Annotated in this window: 14 protein-coding genes and 3 pseudogenes; 5 read left to right on the top strand and 12 right to left on the bottom strand. The window is 70.3% G+C overall.

The window, feature by feature from the left end:
- The first annotated feature begins 35 nt into the window (after positions 1-35).
- Complete coding sequence (locus tag BLS56_RS19470; protein WP_091452894.1) at positions 36-890, top strand: SDR family oxidoreductase; 855 nt, start codon at positions 36-38, stop codon at positions 888-890.
- On the opposite strand, the gene BLS56_RS19475 is transcribed toward BLS56_RS19470, so the two are convergent.
- The 3 genes from BLS56_RS19475 to BLS56_RS19485 form a co-directional block, all read right to left on the bottom strand.
- Positions 868-2,118 carry a C39 family peptidase gene (locus BLS56_RS19475; protein ID WP_091453170.1) on the bottom strand — a complete coding sequence of 417 codons (1,251 nt, stop codon included), beginning with the start codon at positions 2,116-2,118 and terminating at the stop codon, positions 868-870. The genes BLS56_RS19470 and BLS56_RS19475 overlap by 23 nt on opposite strands.
- A 55-nt stretch (positions 2,119-2,173) precedes the next feature.
- Positions 2,174-2,749, bottom strand: coding sequence for a PadR family transcriptional regulator (locus BLS56_RS19480; RefSeq protein WP_091452897.1), 576 nt, complete (start codon positions 2,747-2,749; stop codon positions 2,174-2,176).
- A 131-nt stretch (positions 2,750-2,880) separates the two neighbouring features.
- Complete coding sequence (locus tag BLS56_RS19485) at positions 2,881-4,527, bottom strand: long-chain fatty acid--CoA ligase (RefSeq protein WP_091452901.1); 1,647 nt, start codon at positions 4,525-4,527, stop codon at positions 2,881-2,883.
- A gap of 385 nt (positions 4,528-4,912) precedes the next feature.
- Between BLS56_RS19485 and mihF the strand changes: the two genes are divergently transcribed.
- Together mihF and BLS56_RS19495 are read left to right on the top strand one after the other, a co-directional pair.
- Positions 4,913-5,224 carry an integration host factor, actinobacterial type gene (gene mihF, locus BLS56_RS19490; RefSeq protein ID WP_175482930.1) on the top strand — a complete coding sequence of 104 codons (312 nt, stop codon included), beginning with the start codon at positions 4,913-4,915 and terminating at the stop codon, positions 5,222-5,224.
- Between the two features lie 148 nt (positions 5,225-5,372).
- Positions 5,373-6,518 carry an isochorismate synthase gene (locus BLS56_RS19495; protein ID WP_091452907.1) on the top strand — a complete coding sequence of 382 codons (1,146 nt, stop codon included), beginning with the start codon at positions 5,373-5,375 and terminating at the stop codon, positions 6,516-6,518.
- Here BLS56_RS19495 and BLS56_RS19500 read toward each other — a convergent pair.
- On the bottom strand, positions 6,515-7,201 hold the full coding sequence (locus tag BLS56_RS19500; protein ID WP_091452909.1) for a 4'-phosphopantetheinyl transferase family protein: 687 nt from the start codon (positions 7,199-7,201) through the stop codon (positions 6,515-6,517). The two genes, BLS56_RS19495 and BLS56_RS19500, sit on opposite strands and share 4 nt — an antisense overlap.
- Before the next feature lie 55 nt (positions 7,202-7,256).
- On the opposite strand from BLS56_RS19500, the gene BLS56_RS19505 reads away from it, so the two are divergent.
- Entirely contained in the window at positions 7,257-8,384 is a 1,128-nt protein-coding gene (locus BLS56_RS19505; RefSeq protein ID WP_091452911.1) for a PucR family transcriptional regulator, read from the top strand.
- Between the two features lie 337 nt (positions 8,385-8,721).
- On the opposite strand, the gene BLS56_RS19510 is transcribed toward BLS56_RS19505, so the two are convergent.
- The 8 genes and pseudogenes from BLS56_RS19510 to BLS56_RS19535 all read right to left on the bottom strand — a co-directional run bounded on the left by BLS56_RS19510 (position 8,722) and on the right by BLS56_RS19535 (position 17,058).
- Positions 8,722-10,521 (bottom strand): AMP-dependent synthetase/ligase, encoded by a 1,800-nt coding sequence (locus BLS56_RS19510; protein ID WP_091452914.1) that lies wholly within the window; start codon positions 10,519-10,521, stop codon positions 8,722-8,724.
- 210 nt (positions 10,522-10,731) lie between these two features.
- Entirely contained in the window at positions 10,732-11,052 is a 321-nt protein-coding gene (locus BLS56_RS33060; protein WP_407640540.1) for a proprotein convertase P-domain-containing protein, read from the bottom strand.
- 45 nt (positions 11,053-11,097) lie between these two features.
- Positions 11,098-11,901: pseudogene (locus BLS56_RS19515) on the bottom strand (S1 family peptidase); the annotation flags it as partial.
- A 133-nt stretch (positions 11,902-12,034) separates the two neighbouring features.
- Complete coding sequence (locus BLS56_RS33065) at positions 12,035-12,460, bottom strand: proprotein convertase P-domain-containing protein (protein ID WP_407640541.1); 426 nt, start codon at positions 12,458-12,460, stop codon at positions 12,035-12,037.
- Positions 12,437-13,690: pseudogene (locus BLS56_RS19520) on the bottom strand (M14 family metallopeptidase); the annotation flags it as partial. The gene BLS56_RS33065 and the pseudogene BLS56_RS19520, both read right to left, overlap by 24 nt.
- 218 nt (positions 13,691-13,908) lie before the next feature.
- Positions 13,909-14,982, bottom strand: coding sequence for a phosphotransferase family protein (locus BLS56_RS19525; RefSeq protein WP_091452918.1), 1,074 nt, complete (start codon positions 14,980-14,982; stop codon positions 13,909-13,911).
- Positions 14,979-15,776: pseudogene (locus BLS56_RS19530) on the bottom strand (SDR family oxidoreductase). Before BLS56_RS19530 ends, BLS56_RS19525 begins: the two are co-directional and overlap by 4 nt.
- A 70-nt stretch (positions 15,777-15,846) precedes the next feature.
- Entirely contained in the window at positions 15,847-17,058 is a 1,212-nt protein-coding gene (locus tag BLS56_RS19535; RefSeq protein WP_091452919.1) for an acyl-CoA dehydrogenase family protein, read from the bottom strand.
- A gap of 78 nt (positions 17,059-17,136) precedes the next feature.
- On the opposite strand from BLS56_RS19535, the gene BLS56_RS19540 reads away from it, so the two are divergent.
- Positions 17,137-17,748, top strand: a complete 612-nt coding sequence (locus tag BLS56_RS19540; protein ID WP_228771766.1) for a TetR/AcrR family transcriptional regulator — start codon at positions 17,137-17,139, stop codon at positions 17,746-17,748.
- The last annotated feature ends 1 nt before the right edge of the window (position 17,749 follow it).

The following is a 17,749-nucleotide window of genomic DNA, read 5'->3' on the forward strand; positions in this document are numbered from 1 at the left end:
GGACCTGACCCGATGGACTGGGGAGTGGACGAAACGTGACGATCTTGGTGACCGGTGCTACCGGACAGCTTGGCGGCCTTGCCGTGCGGCACCTGCTCGACCGGGTTTCTCCGGGCGATCTGGTGGTCTCCGTGCGCGACCCTGCCAGAGCGGCGCACCTGGCCGAGCGCGGCGTGGCCGTGCGGCAGGGGGATTTCACCCGGCCGGACAGTTTGGACTTCCACGGTGTGGACACGCTGCTGCTGATCTCCGCCGATGGGCCGGAGGAGGTGCGGGGGCCGGGCCACGCTGCGGCCGTCGCGGCGGCGCGGAAAGCGGGAGTGCGGCGGCTGGTCTACACGAGCCTGAGCGAGGCGGACGCGTCGCCGCTGCTGCTGGCTCGGGTGCACGCGGCGACCGAGGCGGTCATCCGGGACAGTGGGCTGGCCTTCACTTTCCTGCGCAACGGTCTGTACCACGAGGCGTTTACCGACGCGCTGCCGCAAGCGCTTGCCTGCGGGGCTCTTGTGACCGCTACCGGCGCTGGTGAGATCGCTACCGCGAGCCGGGACGATCTCGCTCTCGCGGCCGCGGTAGTGCTCACCGAAGAGGGGCACGAAGGCGCGGTGTACGAGCTGACCGGTCCACGGGCCTGGCGGTTCGCCGAGTTGGCGGGCATCGCGACCGAGGTCGCGGGCCAAGCGCTGGCGCACGTCTCGGTCTCCGACGACGAGCGGCGGGCCGTCCTGGCCGACGCGGGATTGCCGGGGTTCGTGGTGGACCTGCTGGTGGACGCAGAGAGCCACATCCGCGCGGGCGCGCTCAGCCAGGTCCGCCCCGACCTGGCCAAGCTCATCGGCCGCGAGCCGACCCCGGTGGAGCGCGCCGTCAGCGCCGCGCTGGGCGGATGATGTAGGCGATCCCGCCGGGCGCGCCCGCGACCGCGCCGCTGGCGGTGTGCCGCTTGGTGCGCAGCCAGATCGTCTCGAACTGGGCCCGGTCGTACACCCGGCGCACGGCGGCGTTGTCCGGCGACGCGGGGTCGTTGGCGATGACGTCGCCCTCAGGGGTGAAGCCGACGACCACCATCAGGTGACCCGCCGTGCCGTAGCCCGCGCCGTCGAGTTCGTCGGCGCGGAAGGACTGCGAGGTGATCACCGGGACGCCCGCGGCGATGTGGGACTCCAGTTCCGCCATCGACCGCAGCCGCGTCACGTGCGCGGACAGGCCGAACGTCGCGGCGTAGGCGGTGTTGAACGGCCAGTTGCCGGTGCCGTCGTAGGCGTGGTCGTAGGTGTGCCGGGCGGCGTGGTCGACGCTGGGGTCCGCGTACGCCGGGTCCACCCAGGCCAGGTCGGCCTGGCTCGGGCCGCGGCCCCAGTACTCGACCACCATCTCCGTGGAGGTCGGGCTGCACCACGCCTCGCCGCCGCCCCCGTACTGCGGGTACTGGCCGACGTGGGTGTTCTGCGAGTAGCGGGGCACCGGCAGTTCGATCCCCCGGGCCGGGCCGGGGGCGCTGGCGGGCACGGTGAACCGGTCCGGCACGGCCGAGGTCATCGCGCCGACCATGGTCAGGGTGGGGGAGGCGTCGGTGCCCGCGAGCCGGTAGAGCGTCACGCGCAACCGGTAGCCGGTAAGACCCTGGGCGGCGATGAACGTGTCGACGTCGACCATGCCCGCCGCGCCGGACTGGCCGGGGACGCTGGTGCGCTGGATGTCGCCGTCGCCGGACGCCCACCGGCCCAGCGAGTACCAGCGCTCACCCGCGCGCGGCCGCATCTCGACCTGCAACCAGGTGCCCGGGGGCGTCTGCGCGTTCCACGACGCGACGAGCTGGGTGGCGGCGAACCCGGGCCGGTGCTCGGGCGAGGTCCAGGTCGCGTACTCGTAGCGCCGGGTAGTGCCCAGCCCCGGTTCGGTGTGCTCGACCGTGCCCGCGGGGCGCGCGATCCGGAGACCGTTTCGACCGGGTAAGAGCCCGTCGGTAAGTCCGGCGCCGAACGCTCGGGGCATCCGGAACTCGCGGTAGTCGACAGCCGCGGTGGTCGCGGCGGCGGTGGGGGAGACAGCGGCGGCGACGGCCAGCGCGACGCAGCAGGCGGCGAGGATCTTGGGCAGAGTCAGGGGGATCACCATGGTGAAGATTTTCGCGTCGTCCACGTGCTGTGTAAACGCTTGACAGCCGGTTGGCTCAGTCCGCCGCGCCGGTCTCCAGCTCGGTCACGAACTCCGCCCAGAACTCCTCGACGCACCGCTCGATGCGGATGCCCAGCTCCAGCGACTTCACCTGCCACGGGTCGGCGTAGTCCACGATCCGCTCGTGCTGGGCGATGTAGCCGTCCGCGCGCGACCGGTGCGAGTCCCGCCGCGTCCTGGCCAGGTTCACCAGGTCGGCGCGGTCGCCGAAGGTCGCGAAGAACAGCTTGAGCAGGCCGAGGTCGCGGACCTCGGTCTGCTCCGGCGTCGGCGCGCCCAGCCACTCGCGCAGCGCGTCGCGGCCCTCCTGGGTGATCGAGTACGTGCGCCTGCGCCTGCCGCCGTCCTCGATGGACGCGGTGACCAGGCCGTCCTCGGCGAGCCGCGCGGGCTCGTCGTAGAGCTGGGAGTGGGCGAACGCCCAGAAGTTGCCGACGGTGTACCCGACCCGCTGCTTCAGGTCGTAACTCGTCGCGGGACCGTGGCTGAGCATTCCCAAGACCACATAGGACGTGGCGTTGAGCTTGCGGGCGCGCGGACCGGGCGTCGGCTCGCTGGGCAGGGTCGTCACCCCCTTCAGTCGCGGGAACGCGACGACCCTACCCAGCCCGGTGGTTCTCTGCCCCCGATTGGCGGTACCGAGTTCGCACTGACCGGCCGCGTGCGCTGTGCCGAGCGGGCGAGGCTGGTCCGCCCGGCCGCTCAGCCGAGTCGCTTCACGTCCAGCCTGCCCTCGGAGTGCGCTGCGCGCAGCACCTTCTTGTCGAACTTGCCCACGCTGGTCTTGGGGACCTCCTCGATGAACGCCCAGTTCTCCGGGACCTGCCACTTGGCGACCTTGTCCGCCAGGAAGCCGCGCAGCTCCTCCGCGCTGGCCTCGGCGCCCGCGCGCAGCACCACGGTGACCAGCGGGCGCTCGTCCCACTTCGGGTCGGGCACGCCGATGACCGCGGCCTCGGCCACCGCCGGGTGCGCCATCACGTGGTTCTCCAGCTCCACCGACGAGATCCACTCGCCACCGGACTTGATGATGTCCTTCGAGCGGTCGGTGAGGGTGAGGAAGCCGTCCGGGGTGAGGGTGCCGACGTCGCCGGTGCGCAGCCAGCCGTCGTCGAACCTCTCGGCGCTCGCGCCTGCTGAGTCGTCCTTGTCCAGCCGGTAGTAAGAGGCGGCGATCCACGGCCCGCGCACCTCAAGCTCGCCGACGCTCTCGCCGTCCCACGGGGCCTCGCTGCCGTCGTCGCGGACCAGCCGGGCGGTGACGCCCGCGGGCAGGCGGCCCTGGGTGTAGCGGTACTTCCACGCCGCTTCCTCGCCGACCCCGGCGGGCGGACGGCAGATGGTGCCCAGCGGCGAGGTCTCGGTCATGCCCCAGGCGTGGATGATGTGCACGCCGTACTTCTCGGCGAAGGTGTGCATCATCGACGGCGGGCAGGCCGAGCCGCCGACGACGACCTCGCGCAGCGGGCTCAGGTCCTGCGGGTGGCTGTCCAGGTGGGCGAGCAGCCCCTGCCAGATGGTCGGCACCGCCGCCGAGTGCGTCGGCTTGAACTGCTTGATCATGGCGGCCAGCGGCTCCGGCTGCAGGAACCGGTCCGGCATGATCAGCGACGCGCCGGACATGAACGCCGCGTACGGCATCCCCCACGACATGGCGTGGAACTGCGGCACGATCACCAGCGAGCGGTCCGCGGCGGACAGCGCCATGCCCTCGACCATGCAGACCTGCATCGAGTGCAGCCAGATCGAGCGGTGCGAGTAGACGACGCCCTTGGGGTTGCCGGTGGTGCCGGAGGTGTAGCAGATGGCCGCGGCGGCGCGTTCGTCCACTTCGGGCCAGTCGAACTCGGTCGGCGCGGCGGCGAGCAGGTCGTCGTAGGCGTGCACCTCGACGCCTTCCGGCGCGGTGATCGCGGCGGCCGGTCCATTGGCGACGATGACGTGCCGGACGGTCTCGAACGTCGGCAGCACCTTCGCCAGCAGCGGCGCGATGGAGGCGTCGACGATGACGACGTGGTCCTCGGCGTGGTTGGCGATGTAGGTGAGCTGCTCGGGGAACAGCCGCACGTTGAGCGTGTGCAGCACCGCGCCCATGGCGGGCACGGCCAGGTAGGCGGTCAGGTGCTCGGCGTTGTTCCACATGAACGTGGCCACCCGCTGGTCGCCGGTCACGCCGAGCCCGCGCAGCGCGTTGGCCAGCCGGGCGGCCCGGTCGCCGATCTCGGCGAAGGTGGCGGTCCGGCCAGCCTCCCCCGTCCAGGTGATTACCTCGCTGCCCGAGTGCACGGTCGAGCCGTGGCGCAGCAGCGTCGCGATGGACAGGGAACCGTCCTGCATGGTGCTCAACATCGTTGACAAGCTCCTGGGGAATGGGACGGCAGCAGCCGTCCGGCGGATTCCGACGCCCCGACTACCGGCAAGTAATCCCACACGATAGTGCGCGCGTCGCTGCCGCGACACAGTCGAAACGGCGCAATTCGGATGTTGATCATGTGCTCACGCAGCGTCGTCGACCCCTGACAAGACGCGCTCCGCAAGAGGTTTCTGCGTGTCGGGGGTATGTTGCCCAACGAGGTGTCGTTTACTGGTGAAAGGCACCGGGCCGCCGGGTCGCACGGTGCGCCGAGGGTGGGGACTCGTTTCCGCTTCGGTGACCGTCGGTAGTCATGGTGCCCGCCGAACCACTGTCTGACCCACCGCTGCCGCGGTGGGTGATGAAGGAAGGACAATTACGTTGGCTCTGCCCACGTTGACTCCCGAGCAGCGCGCGGATGCGCTCGCCAAGGCAGCCGAGGCCCGCAAGGCGCGCTCGGAACTGCTGGCGTCGATCAAGTCCGGTGAGCGGACCATCGCGTCGGTGCTCGATAAGGCCAAGGACGACAAGACCATCGGAAAGACGAAGGTCGCCGCCCTGCTCAAGGCCGTCCCCGGCCTGGGCGCGGTGAAGGTGGCCGCCCTGCTTGAGCAGGCGGGGATCGACCCGGACCGGCGTGCCGCCGGTCTCGGCGAGCGCCAGCGCGCCGCGCTGCTCGACGCGCTGAACTAGTCCTCTACTAGTCCTCTGCTAGTCCTCGACTAGTAGAGGAACCTCGGGTGGGCGTCGGTGTCGACGCCCACCCGAGGTGTCTCCGGCGTGGGCAAGGCCATAGCGGGCCCATGCCCATTGCCGCCGCCGCGCTAGGCATGATGGGGCGATGGCAGCAGACGGAGCGCGACGCGCGGCGGCCGACCTGGTCGAGGACTACCGGCCCGGGTCGTTCCTGCTCGCGGGCCCGGAGAGCACGCTGCTGGCCACCGGCTCCCAGGCCGCCGTCAGCGAGACCGACCCGGACGAACTCGCAGCCCGGGTGACGAAACTGCTGGTCGACACCCAGGCCCCGGTCGCCGTCGGCGCGCTCCCGTTCGACTCAGCCGCCGCCGGGCACCTGGTCATCCCCGAATCGGTGCGCCGCGCGGGCGGCCTCCACCCCTACCTGCCCGCCGGTGAGCCGTGGTCGCCGCCCGCGCCCGAGGTCGTGGCGGTCCCCGAGCCAGCCGACTACGAACGGGCCGTCGCCGACGCGGTGACCGCGCTGTGCGCCGACACGGGTCTGCGCAAGGTCGTGCTGGCCAGGGCGCTGCGGCTGACCTTCGCCGAGCGCGTCGAGGTGGCCCGGCTGCTGCCCGGCCTGGCCGCGGCCAACCCGCTGGGCTACACCTACGCCGCCGACCTGCCCGGCGGCAGCACCCTGGTCGGCGCCAGCCCCGAACTGCTGCTGGCCCGCACCGGAACCCAGGTCGTGTCCAACCCGATGGCCGGGTCGCTGCCGCGCGGCGCCGACCCGGACAGCGACCGCGCCAACGCGGCGGCGCTGCTGGCGTCCACGAAGGACCAGGCCGAGCACCGGCTGGTCGTGGAGGCCGTGGTGGACGCGCTCGGCCCGTTCTGCCGCGGTCTCTATGTGCCGGGCGGGCCGTCGCTGGTCAGCACACCGACCATGTGGCACCTGTCCACCCGGATCACCGGCGAGCTGGCCGACCCGGACGTCTCGTCGCTGCGGCTGGCCGCGGCCCTGCACCCCACGCCCGCGGTCTGCGGCACACCCGCCGCGGCGGCCCGGTCCGCGATCGCCGACCTGGAGCCGTTCGACCGCGGCTTCTACAGCGGCGTCGTCGGCTGGTGCGCCCCCGACGGCGACGGCGAGTGGGTCGTGGCGATCCGCTGCGCGGAGGTGTCCGGGGCGCGGATGCGGCTGTTCGCCGGGGCCGGGATCATGCCCGCCTCCCGGCCCGCCGCGGAGCTGGCCGAGACCTCGGCGAAGTTCCGGACGCTACTGCTCGCGCTGGGCTTGGACCTCTAGGAGAGGCCCTTCACCAGGTCGTCGGCCCAGAGCACGCGCACCTGCGGCGCGGCGTCGCCCAGGACGGCGACGCACGCCCGGTAGCCGGGGCCCGCGTCGATGTCGACCAGGTGCGTTGTCGCTGGCAGCAAGCCCGCTTTCGTGCCGTCGAGCAGGGCTGGCTGCTCGTCGGGGGCGCTGACCGCGATGGCGCGCATCGGGACCGCGAGGCCCTTGCCGGTGGCCTTGAGGACGGCTTCCTTGCGCGACCAGTACGTGAAGAACCCGGGAACCGGCGTGGTCAGCGCGGACTGCTCCCGCTCGGTCAGCGACATGCGGACGAGCTCGGCCATCAGCTCCCGCTCGACCACCTGCTCCACGTCGACGCCGACCGGGGCCGCGGCCAGCGCGACGGCCACCCGGTCGCCGGAGTGGGAGATGGACAGCTCGGGGCCGCCGCCGACTCTGGGCTTCCCATGCGGGCGGTCGCAGTCCGGGCAGGTGCTGTCGAACCGGACCGCACGCGGCGGGACCCCCAGCTCGCGGCCCACCAGCGCCTTCGCCATCACCCGGCCGGTGAGGAACCGGGCTCGGTCGACCGCGCGGGCGTAGGTCTCCCCGCGGACCTGTTCCACGGGGTCGAGCAGGTCGAGCAGGGCCGGGGTCGGTGCCGCCGGGTGGGCTAGGTGGACCTCGCAGCGCATCCCCCGGTCGTACCAGTCGGTACAAAATGGGCTGTTGGCGGGTTACAGTCGTGCGATGGGCGCTCCGACGATCACGTCGCCGTTGCCTCCCGAGCTGGTGGACCTGGCCAAGACGCAGCTCGCGAGGCTGCCGCGGTTCGCGGCCGAACTGGCTGAACGCCTCAGCGAGACCGACGAGTTCTACCGCAGGGTGGGCCACGACGAGCTGCGCGCGGCCTGCGCGGCCAACCTCGGCAGCGCCTTCCACGCGGTGATCGACGGCGCGGAAGTCGACGTCGACGTGGCCCGCGAAACCGGCCGAGGCCAAGCGGCGCAGGGCATTCCGCTGTCCGCCGTGCTCCGCGCCTACCGCATCGCTGGCGCGTTCACCTACGAGACGCTCACCGCGCGGGCGGTTCCCGCGCTGGCTCCGGAGCAACTGCCGCAGGTCAGCGACACGGTGTGGCGCATCGTCAACCGGTACTGCGACGCGATCACCGCCGCTTACCGGGAGGCGGGCGATCCTTCCACACGGCCGCAGGAGATGGTGCCGGTCCTTGAGGCGTTGCTGACGGGCCAGGCCATCGACTTCGACGCGGCGGCGGTGGACCTGAAGCTGCCGCCGACGGGGCCTTTCGTCGTGCTCTATTGCGATCGCGTGGTTCCTGAGGTGAACGCGGCTGCCTGGCACACGGTTGGTGGGGCCGAGGTCGCCATCGTCGTGGTCGAGCGCGCCGCGGATCTGCGTGCGCTGCGGGCGGTGTTGGACGGTGTGCCGGTCGCGGTCGGGATCAGTCCGCCGGTCGCTTCCCTGCAACGGATCGCGGCCGCGTTGCGCCGGGCGAAGATCGCTCGGCGGTGTCTTCCTCCTGGGAAGGCTGGGGTATCGGGATTCAGCGACCGTCCACTGACGACACTGGTGGCGGGGGCGCCGAAGCTGGCTTTGGAGCTGTCCCATGATGTGCTGGCCGGGATGCGGGCTGTGTCTCCGATCGAGCAGTCGACTTTGCTTACGACGTTGCTGATTTGGGCGGATGAGGGCGGTTCGCTCAAGGAGACCGCTGATCGGCTGTTCACGCATCCGAACACTATTCGGTACCGGCTTCGGCGGATTCATGAGCTGACTGGGCGTGATCCGATGGAGCCTCGTGCCGGGGCCGAGTTGCTGATGGCGGCGGAAGTGGTTCGGCTCAACGGGGCTTGAGGTTCGTTGTCTGCTCGATGCTCTGTTCGTGGGTTGGCTCGATGGGTGGAGTGGTTTCCTCGGGGCCCCTACGAAGGAAGATCGCCGTGTGAAAGACGGGTGGGAAGCCTTCGGCCGCACACGCGCGAAGCCAGCTTAGCGATCTTCCTTCACCCCCGAAGAAACCACTCCACCCCATCGAGCACCTGGCAGCTTTGGGTCCGGCTGGCAGGGGGGCGGGTTTGCTGTCCCGCTCCCGTCGAGCACTTGGCGGGCGCTTCTTGGCCTGGCAGGAGGGCGGGTTTGTTGCCTTGCCGTACCCGCACCCGGCGGCGTCGGGTGCGGGTACGCGGGTGGGTCAGGAGTAGAGGCTGTCCACCTCGGTGCCGAAGTCCTTCATGATGACGCGGCGCTTGAGTTTCAGGGACGGGGTTAGGTGGCCGGTTTCTGGGGTGAACTCGGTTGCCAGGACGCGGAATTTGCGGACGGACTCTGCCTTGGAGACCGCCGCGTTGCCCTCGTCCACTGCCTTCTGGATTTCGGCTAGGAGGACCGGGTCTTCCGCCAGGTCCGCGACTGTGGCCTCCGCTGGCTTGTCGACGGTGGTCTTCCAGTAGGTGAAGTATTCCTTGTCGATGGTGATGAGGGCGGCGATGTACTTCTGGCCGTCGCCGACGACCATTGCCTGGGCTACCAGGGGGTGGGAGGCGATTCGGTCCTCGATGACGGCGGGGGCTACGTTCTTGCCGCCGCTGGTGACCAGGATTTCCTTTTTGCGGCCGGTGATGGTGAGGAAGCCGTCGTCGTCCAGGGAGCCCAGGTCGCCGGTGCGGAACCAGCCTTCGGCGTCGAGGACTTCCGCGGTGGCCGCCTCGTTGTTCCAATATCCGGAGAAGACCTGGCCGCCCTTGAGGAGGATTTCGCCGTCCTCGTCGATGCGGACCGCGCTGCCGGGGAGGGGGCGGCCGACGGTGCCTGCCTTGAAGTTGCTTGGGGTGTTGGTGGTGGAGGCCGCTGTGGTCTCGGTGAGGCCGTAGCCCTCCAGCACGAGCAGTCCCACGCCGCGGAAGAAGTGGGTGAGGCGCAGGCCCAGGGCAGCGCCGCCGGAGATCGCGTACTTGGCTTTGCCGCCCATGGCGGCGCGGAGCTTGCTGTAGACGAGTTTGTCGAAGAGGGCGTGCTTGAGTTTGAGGCCGAGGCCCGCTTTGCCCTCTGCCTTGCTGTAGGCGATCGCGGTGTCCGCGGCGGCGTCGAAGATCTTGCCCTTGCCCGCGGCGTGCGCCTTCTGGCGGGCGCCGTTGTAGACCTTCTCCAGCACGTAGGGCACCGACAGGATGAACGTGGGCTGGAAGGTGGCCAGGTCGTCCAGCAGGTTCTTCACGTCGGGGCCGTGGCCCATGGTGGTGCGCGAGAGCGCGCAGCCGATCTGCACCATGCGGCCGAAGACGTGCGCCACGGGCAGGAACAGCAGGGTGGCGGGCTTCTCGGTGCCGCCTTCGCCGCGGAAGAGTTCGGGGAGGATGTTGTCGCCGTAGCCGCATTCGGCGAAGAAGTTGTCGTGGGTGAGGACGCAGCCCTTGGGCTGGCCGGTGGTGCCGGAGGTGTAGATGATGGTGGCGGTGTCCGGGCCGGTCACGGCGGCGCGCCGGGCGTCGACCTCGGCGGCGTCGGTGTCCTTGCCGAGTTCGGTGATCTTGTCGATGGCGCCGTCATCGATCTGCCACACGTGCTTGAGGCTGGGCAGGTTGTCCTTGACGGCGTCGACGCGGGCCAGGTGCTCGGTGGTCTCCACGATGACGGCGACCGCGCCGGAGTCGGACAGGATCCACTGGATCTGCTCGGCGGAGGACGTCACGTAGATGGGCACCGAGACGCCGCCCGCGGCCCAGATGGCGAAGTCGAGCAGGGTCCACTCGTAGCGGGTGGCCGCGAGGATGGCGACCCGGTCGCCCGCGCCGATGCCCGCGCCGATGAGGCCCTTGGCCACCTCGGTGACCTCGTCGACGAACTGGGTGGTGGTCACGTCGACCCAGGCCGCGCCCTGGCGGCGGCGGTACGCGATGTGCTCGGGAGCTTCCTTGGCGTTGGTGAACACCAAGTCGGCAAGCCCGCCTGCCTCTTCTCGCTTAGCGACTGCGGGGACGGCGATCTCGCGCATCTCTTGCTCCTGTCGAACGGCACACGGTGGGGGCTCGGCGGGGTCGCCACGGGGACCCGTACCGGCTACCTAGCGGTAACTTTGGCCCGTATCTTGCCTGCTCGCGAGGCCGTGGGCCAGAGGGCGGGCGGAACTGGTATCACCGCCCGTGACAAAAACACCCGCCCCGGCCTTGGCTGGGGTGCCAGGACCGGGGCGGGTGAGAGCGGGTCAGAAGGTGAGCCGGAACGCGTCGATGAAGCCGGTGTCGGCGGTGTAGACGTCCTGCACGCGCAGCCGCCATGTGCCGTTGGCCACCTCGGCTGAGGCGTTCACCGAGTAGGTGGTGACCACGTTGTCCGCGGAGTCGCTGGAGCTTGAGTTCTTCACCCGGTACGCCGTGCCGTCCGGGGCGACCAGGTCGATGACCAGGTCACCGCGGTAGGTGTGCTTGATGTCGACCCCGACCGCCAGGTTCGACGGCGCGTTGCCGGTGACCCCGGTCACCGAGACGGCGCTGAACACCGCCGCGCCCGCGTCGGGGATGCTCACGTTGTTCAGGTTCTCGAAGACCTTGCCCGACTGCGGCGGCCCGCTCAGGCTCGCCGCGGCCGAGGCTATGGCCGAGGACAGCGCGCTGACCTGGGCGTACACGCCCGGGAAGTTCGGGCGGGCGCAGCCCTGGCCGTAGGAGACGATGCCGACCTGGACCCAGTTGCCTGCCGAGTCGCGGCGGACCATCGGGCCGCCGGAGTCGCCCTGGCAGGTGTCCACGCCGCCCTGCGGGTAGCCCGCGCAGATCTCCACGGCGGTCTTCATGCTCGGGTACGCCTGCTGGCAGGTCGAGTCCGGCACGAACGGCACCTCCGCCTTGAGCAGGTAGCGCTGCTGCGCCCCGCCCTCGGTCGCCGAGCCCCAGCCCATGACGGCGAAGGTGCCGTTGTCGTAGGCGGTGCTGGTCGCCAGCGGAAGCTTCGCCGCGCCGGTGATCGGGCTGGATAGGCGGATCAGCGCCCAGTCACCGCCAGCGGATGTGCTGTAGCCGGGGTTGCGGTAGACGTAGTTCGAGGTCCGCGTGACCCGGTTCGGGTCCTGTAGGTCGACGGTCCCGTAGGTGGCGGTGATGCTGGAGTTGTTGCCGGTGCTGTTGACGCAGTGCGCCGCGGTGAGCACCAGGGTGTCGGTGTACATCGAGCCGCCGCAGCCCATCGACAGCCGCACCATCCACGGGAACTCGCCCTGGGCGGCCCGGGTGCCGCCCACGACCTGCGGGGTCACCGGCCCGTCGCTCGGCGGGGGAGCGGCGGCGGCGTGCGTCGCCGTGCCCGCCACGAGCGCCGCCGCGCCCACGGCCACCAGCACGGTCTTGCGGAGTCTTCTCAACCAGTTGCCCTCGGTCACGGGTGCTCTGTCCTTTCACGCGCCCACGGGGTGCAGGGGATGCGGGGTGGTGCCGAAACCGCCGGGGGTCGCGACGGTCGAAGGTGGAGACGCTCCGGGCCCGCGCGCCGACAGCGGTGCCCGGAGCGTCTGGTCAGAAGGTGAGCCGCCACAGGTCGATGAAGCCCGTGTCGACGCTGTAGAGGTCCTGCGCGCGCAGTTTCCAGGTGCCGTTGGCGACCGCGGCCGAGGCGTTCACCGTGTAGGTGGTGATCACGTTGTCCGCCGAGTCGCTGGAACTGGAGTTCTTGAGCCGGTAGGCGCTGCCGTCCGGCGCGACGAGGTCGATGACCAGGTCGCCCCGGTAGGTGTGCTTGATGTCGACCGCGACCTGCAGCGCGGTCGGGGCGTTGCCGGTCACCCCGGTCACCGCGATGTCGCTGGTGACCGCCGCGCCCGCGTCCGGGATGGGGACGTTGGTCGCGTTCTCGAAAACCTTGCCCGCTGGCGGCTGCGTGCCGTCGCAGGTGAGGCCGATCGCGCGGCGCGGGCAGTCCGCGTAGTCCAGCAGGTGCAGCACGGGCGCCTTGTTGCGCGCGGTTTCCCGGCCGATCACCTCGTCGGGCGGGTAGAAGCCGGACAGGCCGCCCGCGCTGGCCGGGTACATCTCGAAGGTGTAGGCGTAGATCTTGTGGACGCCCCACAGGTAGTCGTCGATCGACCCGTCGGTGATGTAGAGGTCGGAGGCCTGTTCCGGGGTGTAGCCGTTGAGCTGCGCCATCGCGCGGCCGAGGGTGGAGAAGACGCGCTGGTCTTCTGCGGTGAGGCCGGGGGCGGTGTCGTCGCGGGTGTAGCCGTAGGGCCACAGCACGAGTTCGCTGTAGGTGTGGAAGTCGATGGCCGCGGTGATCTGCTGCTTGCCGCAGGCGGCCCGGCTGGTCACGAAGTCTTGCAGCGCCCGCACTTCCGGGCTGGACGCGGGGGAGGGGCCGCGGTAGGTCTCGCTGCCGGTGCTGCCGGAGGAACCGCCGCAGCAGCCCCATTTGAAGTCCCAGTTGCGGTTGAGGTCGGTGCCCACGTTGGTCGAGCCGGTGTTGGGCTGCCGGTTCTTGCGCCAGCCCTGGTACGAGCCGGTGCTGATGTCGAACTCGCCGCCGTCGGGGTTGACGTCCGGGATGATCCAGATCTCGCGGGAGTCGACCAGGGCCTTGACCCGGCTGTCGGTGGCGTAGGTGTCGGTGAGCGTGTTCACCAGGTACAGCGCCATTTCCACGGTCAGGTGCTCGCGGGCGTGCTGGTGCGCGGTGAACAGCACCTCGGGCTCGGTCTCGTCGGTCGCGGCGTTGTCGGAGACCTTGACGGCCACGATGTCGCGGTTCTGGTAGCTCTTGCCGATGACCTGCTTGGTGATGAGGCCGGGGTGGTCGGCCACCGCCTTGTTCAGCTCCGCGGTCATCTCGGCGAAGTTGTGGTAATTCGAGTCGGCGCTGGGGAAGTCGGCGGGCGCGACGGCGCCGCGGTCGCCGAGAACGGCCGACTCGGCTTCCACGGTGAAGCCCATCGCCCGGATGCGGGTGACCTCGGCGGGCGTCGCGGTGATCAGCATCCGGCTGTCCTCGACCCCGTTGACCGCGGCGCCGGTTCCGGCGACGGCGGTGCGCTGCTGCGCGGTCTTGACGCCGATGACGTGGTACTCGGCGGAAGCGCGGACTGTCGGGGCCTGCTGGCCCGCGGCCGCGGAGTTCATCGACAGGATCAGGGCAAGGGCGGCTAACGCCCCGACCAGAATGGACAGACGTGTGCGTGTCACGCGGGCCTCCCGCAGGGTGCGCCCCGAGCCCGGGGCGCTGGAGGTGGGTATTCAGTTGTGCGAGCGGCCCCGGACGAACCCGAAGGCGCCCTCTCGGCCGGAACCGCTCGGTTCCTCGAATGGTGACGGGTCGATCCCGCGTGTCACAAGGCTACGGAGGTAGGGCTTCGTTACCGTTTATTTCCCACTTTCGCCATGTAAACCCCCTTGTGTCACCGTCAGCGACGGCTCTGCTTGATCACCTGCCGGGCGCGGTGGTGCAGCCAGTGGCTCGCGACCCAGTAGAAGCGGAACTTGGGGTTGCGGGTCTGCCGGTGGTGGTAGCGGTAGTAGATCTGCTGCACGATCACGGCCAGCCGGAACAGCCCGAACACCTGGTAGAACGGCCAGTTCTCGGTGGGCAGGCCCATCCGGTCGCAGTAGTACTCGACAACCTCTTGGCGCGTCAGCATTCCCGGCAGGTGGGTCGGCTGCATCCGCAGAGCGTTGGCGAGCGGCCCCTCACCGGCCTCGATCCAGTAGGCCAGCGCGCCGCCGAGGTCCATCAGCGGGTCGCCGACGGTGGCCATCTCCCAGTCCAGAATGCCCTGGATGGCCCCGGGTTCGTGCCACGGCCGGTCAGGGTCGAGCACCACGTTGTCGAACCGGTAGTCGTTGTGGATCACACACGACCGCACGTCCGCGGGTTGGTTCGCCGCCAGCCACGCCATCACGCGCTCGTAGCTGGGCACGTTGCGGGTGCGGGCCCGGCGGAACCGGTCGGACCAGCCCGCGACCTGCCTGCCGACATACCCGTCGCCCCTGCCGATCTCGGCCAGCCCGGCCGCCGCCGGGTCGACGGAATGCAGGTCCGCCAACCGGTCCAGCACGTTCCGGCACAGGCCTACCGCCTGCTCGCGGCTGAGCGAGACCCCGGACGGCAGGTCGCGGCGCAGGATCACCCCCGGCAGCCGCCGCATCACGTAGAACTCCGAGCCGATCACCGACTCGTCCGCGCACATCGCCACCATGTCCGGCACATACGGGAAAACCGGCTTCAGCCGGGACTGGATCAGGTGCTCCCGGCCCATGTCGTGCGCCGACTTCGCCTTCGTGCCCGCGGGCGGGCGGCGCAGGATCAGGTCCTGGTCGGGGTAGCGCAGCAGGTACGTGAGATTGGACGCGCCGCCGGAAAACTGGCGCACCAGTGGGGTTTCGGTCTGTCCGCCGAGGTGCGGCGCGAGCCAGTCGCGCACCGCCTCGACGTCGAACGCGTCCTCGTCGCGGACGCGCTTGGGCTCGTCCAGGGTCATCGGGTCTCCTCGATTCGGGCGCGCAGCCGACGGGCGGCCCGGGAAATCTCCCGGCGGAACACCGGCGGCGCGAACCGCTTAACCCACCAGGCGGTCCGGCCCTCGCGGTGGGTCAGCAGCAGGAACTTGTTACGCAGCACCGCTTTGCGCACCTGCTCGGCGATGTCCTCCGCGGTGAGCTTGCCGTTGCGGATCAGCTTCGCGCTGATCTCGGCGAGTGCCGGGTCCGGGGAGCGGAAACTGTTCGCCAGGTTGGTGTTCACGAACGCCGGGCACACCGCGGTCACCCCGATTCCCCACGGTTCGAGTTCGTGCCGCAGCGACTCCGACAGCGCCACAACGCCCGCCTTGGTCACGTTGTAGGAACTCATGAACGGCGGCGACAGCAGCCCGGCCATCGAGGCGACATTGACGATGTGCCCGGAGTTCTACCCCTTGAACAGCGGGACGAACACGCGGCACCCGCGCACCGCGGACAGCAGGTTGATCTCGGTGATCCAGGTCCAGTCCTCGGCGGAGACGGCCTCGATCCGGCCCGCAGCCGCCACTCCGGCGTTGTTGACCAGGACATCGAGCCCGCCCCACTCCCGTTCCACCCACTCGCGCGCCCGCTGCCAGGCGGCCTCGTCCCGCACGTCCAACGGCAGGAAAGCCGCGTTTTCCGCCGCCGCGGCGGCCTTTCCGGCTTCCTCGTCGACGTCGGTCAGCAGAACTTGGGCGCCCGCGGCGGCGAACCGCGCGGCCATCGCCCGGCCCAGCCCGGACGCGGCTCCGGTGACCAGCACCCGGCTCATCGGTCAACCTCACTCATTCGGTTGCCGCGCGAGCCTGCGCACTGTGTCAATGGTTCGCTCGCACGCTCGCTCATCGGGTCATCCCGTACTTGCCAAGCTCCAGTCGGGCCACGACACCGCGGTGCACCTCGTCCGGGCCGTCGGCCAGCCGCAGCGCGCGGGCGACGGTCCACGCGCCCGCCAGCGGGAAGTCGTCGGACAGGCCCGCGCCGCCGTGCATCTGCATCGCCATGTCGATGACGTTCTGCGCCATGGCCGGCACGACCGCCTTGATCTGCGAGACCGGGGAGAGCGCGCCCAGGATGCCCTGGGTGTCGAGCAGCCAGGCGGCGTGCAGCACCAGCAGCCGCGCCTGGTCGATCGCCATCCGCGCCTCGGCGATGCGCTCCCGGTTGCCGCCCAGGTTCACCAGCGGCTTGCCGAACGCGATCCGCTCGACGCCGCGCCGACAGGCCGCCTCCAACGCAGCCTCGGCGAGCCCGATCAGCCGCATACAGTGGTGGATCCGCCCCGGCCCCAACCGGTTCTGCCCGATCTCGAAGCCCCGGCCGGGCCCCGCGACGAACGCGCTGACCGGCAGCCGGACGTTGTCGAAGCGCACCTGCCCGTGCCCGTACGGCTCGTCGTGGCGGCCCATCACCGGCAGCATCCGCTCGACGGTCACCCCCGGCGCGTGCCGTGGCACGGCGACGATCGAGTGCCGCCGGTAGCGCTCGCCGTCCGGGTAGGTCAGTCCCATGAACAGGATGACCTCGCAGCGTGGGTGGCCGATGCCGGTGCTGAACCACTTGCTGCCGTTGACCACCACCTCGTCCCCGTCGACCACCGCGGTGGCCGCCATGGTGGTGGCGTCCGAGGAGGCGATGTCCGGTTCGGTCATGCAGAACGCCGACCGGATCTCCCCATCGAGCAACGGTCGCAGATAGCGCTGTTTCTGCTCGTCGGAGCCGTACTGGTGCAGGACTTCCATGTTGCCGCTGTCCGGGGCGTTGCAGTTGAACACCTCCGAGGCGATGAACGACCGCCCCATCAGCTCCGCGACCGGCGCGTAGTCCACATTGGACAAGCCGGAGTGATCGGGCAGGAACAGGTTCCACAGCCCGGCCGCGCGCGCCTTGGCTTTGAGCTCGTCGATGACCGGCAGCACCCGCCACCGGTCCTCGGCCGGGAGCGCGAGCAGTTCGCGCAGGTAGTCGCCCTCGACCGGGGCGATCTCCCGCTCGATGAACGAGCCGACCCGGTCCACGTGCTCCCGCGCTTTGCTGGAGGGGCTGAAGTCCACGGCAAACTCCTCGCAGTTGAGCAATGCTTAACGGCGAGCCTAGCGCGCCGTTGAGTGTTGCTCAATAAGATGGGCGGTGTGACCCAGTCAGCACGGCTCAGCGGGGCCGACCGCCGCAAGCAGCTCATCGGCATCGGCCTGCGGATGCTGACCAAACGCCCCATCCACGAACTGCCCCTCGACCAGGTGGCCGCCGAGGCGGGCATCTCCCGCGGCCTGCTGTTCCACTACTTCCCCACCAAAACCGACTACTACCAGGCAGTGGTCAGCGCCGCCGCCCGCCGACTCATCCGCGCCACCACCCCCGACCCGGACGCGCCCCCCGCCGACCAACTCCGGCAAACTCTCGACACCTTCGTGGCGTTCCTCGAGCGCCGCAGAGACCTCTACCTGGCCCTCTTCCGCGGCTCGGCCGGGGGAGCCGACTACCTCATCGAGATCTACGAGCAAACCCGCGACGTCTTCGCCGACCGCACCGTGGCGGCCCTGGGGCCGATCGAGGTCACCCCAGCCCTGCGCCTGGTCATCCGCGGCTGGTTCAGCTTCGTGGAGGACACCACCCTCACCTGGGGCCGCGACAAGCCCATCCCCCGGGAAGAACTCCTCACCCTGCTGGCAGGCGCGCTCCCCGCCCTGATCACAGCGGCCCAACCGACCCTGGCGCCCCAGGTCCACAACCTGTTCCCCTGAC

The sequence above is a fragment of the Actinokineospora iranica genome, from assembly GCF_900101685.1.
Taxonomy (GTDB): Bacteria; Actinomycetota; Actinomycetes; order Mycobacteriales; family Pseudonocardiaceae; genus Actinokineospora; species Actinokineospora iranica.

What these genes read in the sequence shown, in the direction of transcription:
- BLS56_RS19505 (WP_091452911.1), top strand. Translation starts at nt 7,257, where the DNA reads ATGGGCGCTCCGACGATCACGTCGCCGTTGCCTCCCGAGCTGGTGGAC.
- BLS56_RS19500 (WP_091452909.1), bottom strand. Translation starts at nt 7,201, where the DNA reads ATGCGCTGCGAGGTCCACCTAGCCCACCCGGCGGCACCGACCCCGGCC.
- BLS56_RS19475 (WP_091453170.1), bottom strand. Translation starts at nt 2,118, where the DNA reads ATGGTGATCCCCCTGACTCTGCCCAAGATCCTCGCCGCCTGCTGCGTC.
- BLS56_RS19510 (WP_091452914.1), bottom strand. Translation starts at nt 10,521, where the DNA reads ATGCGCGAGATCGCCGTCCCCGCAGTCGCTAAGCGAGAAGAGGCAGGC.
- BLS56_RS19495 (WP_091452907.1), top strand. Translation starts at nt 5,373, where the DNA reads ATGGCAGCAGACGGAGCGCGACGCGCGGCGGCCGACCTGGTCGAGGAC.
- BLS56_RS19525 (WP_091452918.1), bottom strand. Translation starts at nt 14,982, where the DNA reads ATGACCCTGGACGAGCCCAAGCGCGTCCGCGACGAGGACGCGTTCGAC.
- BLS56_RS19485 (WP_091452901.1), bottom strand. Translation starts at nt 4,527, where the DNA reads ATGTTGAGCACCATGCAGGACGGTTCCCTGTCCATCGCGACGCTGCTG.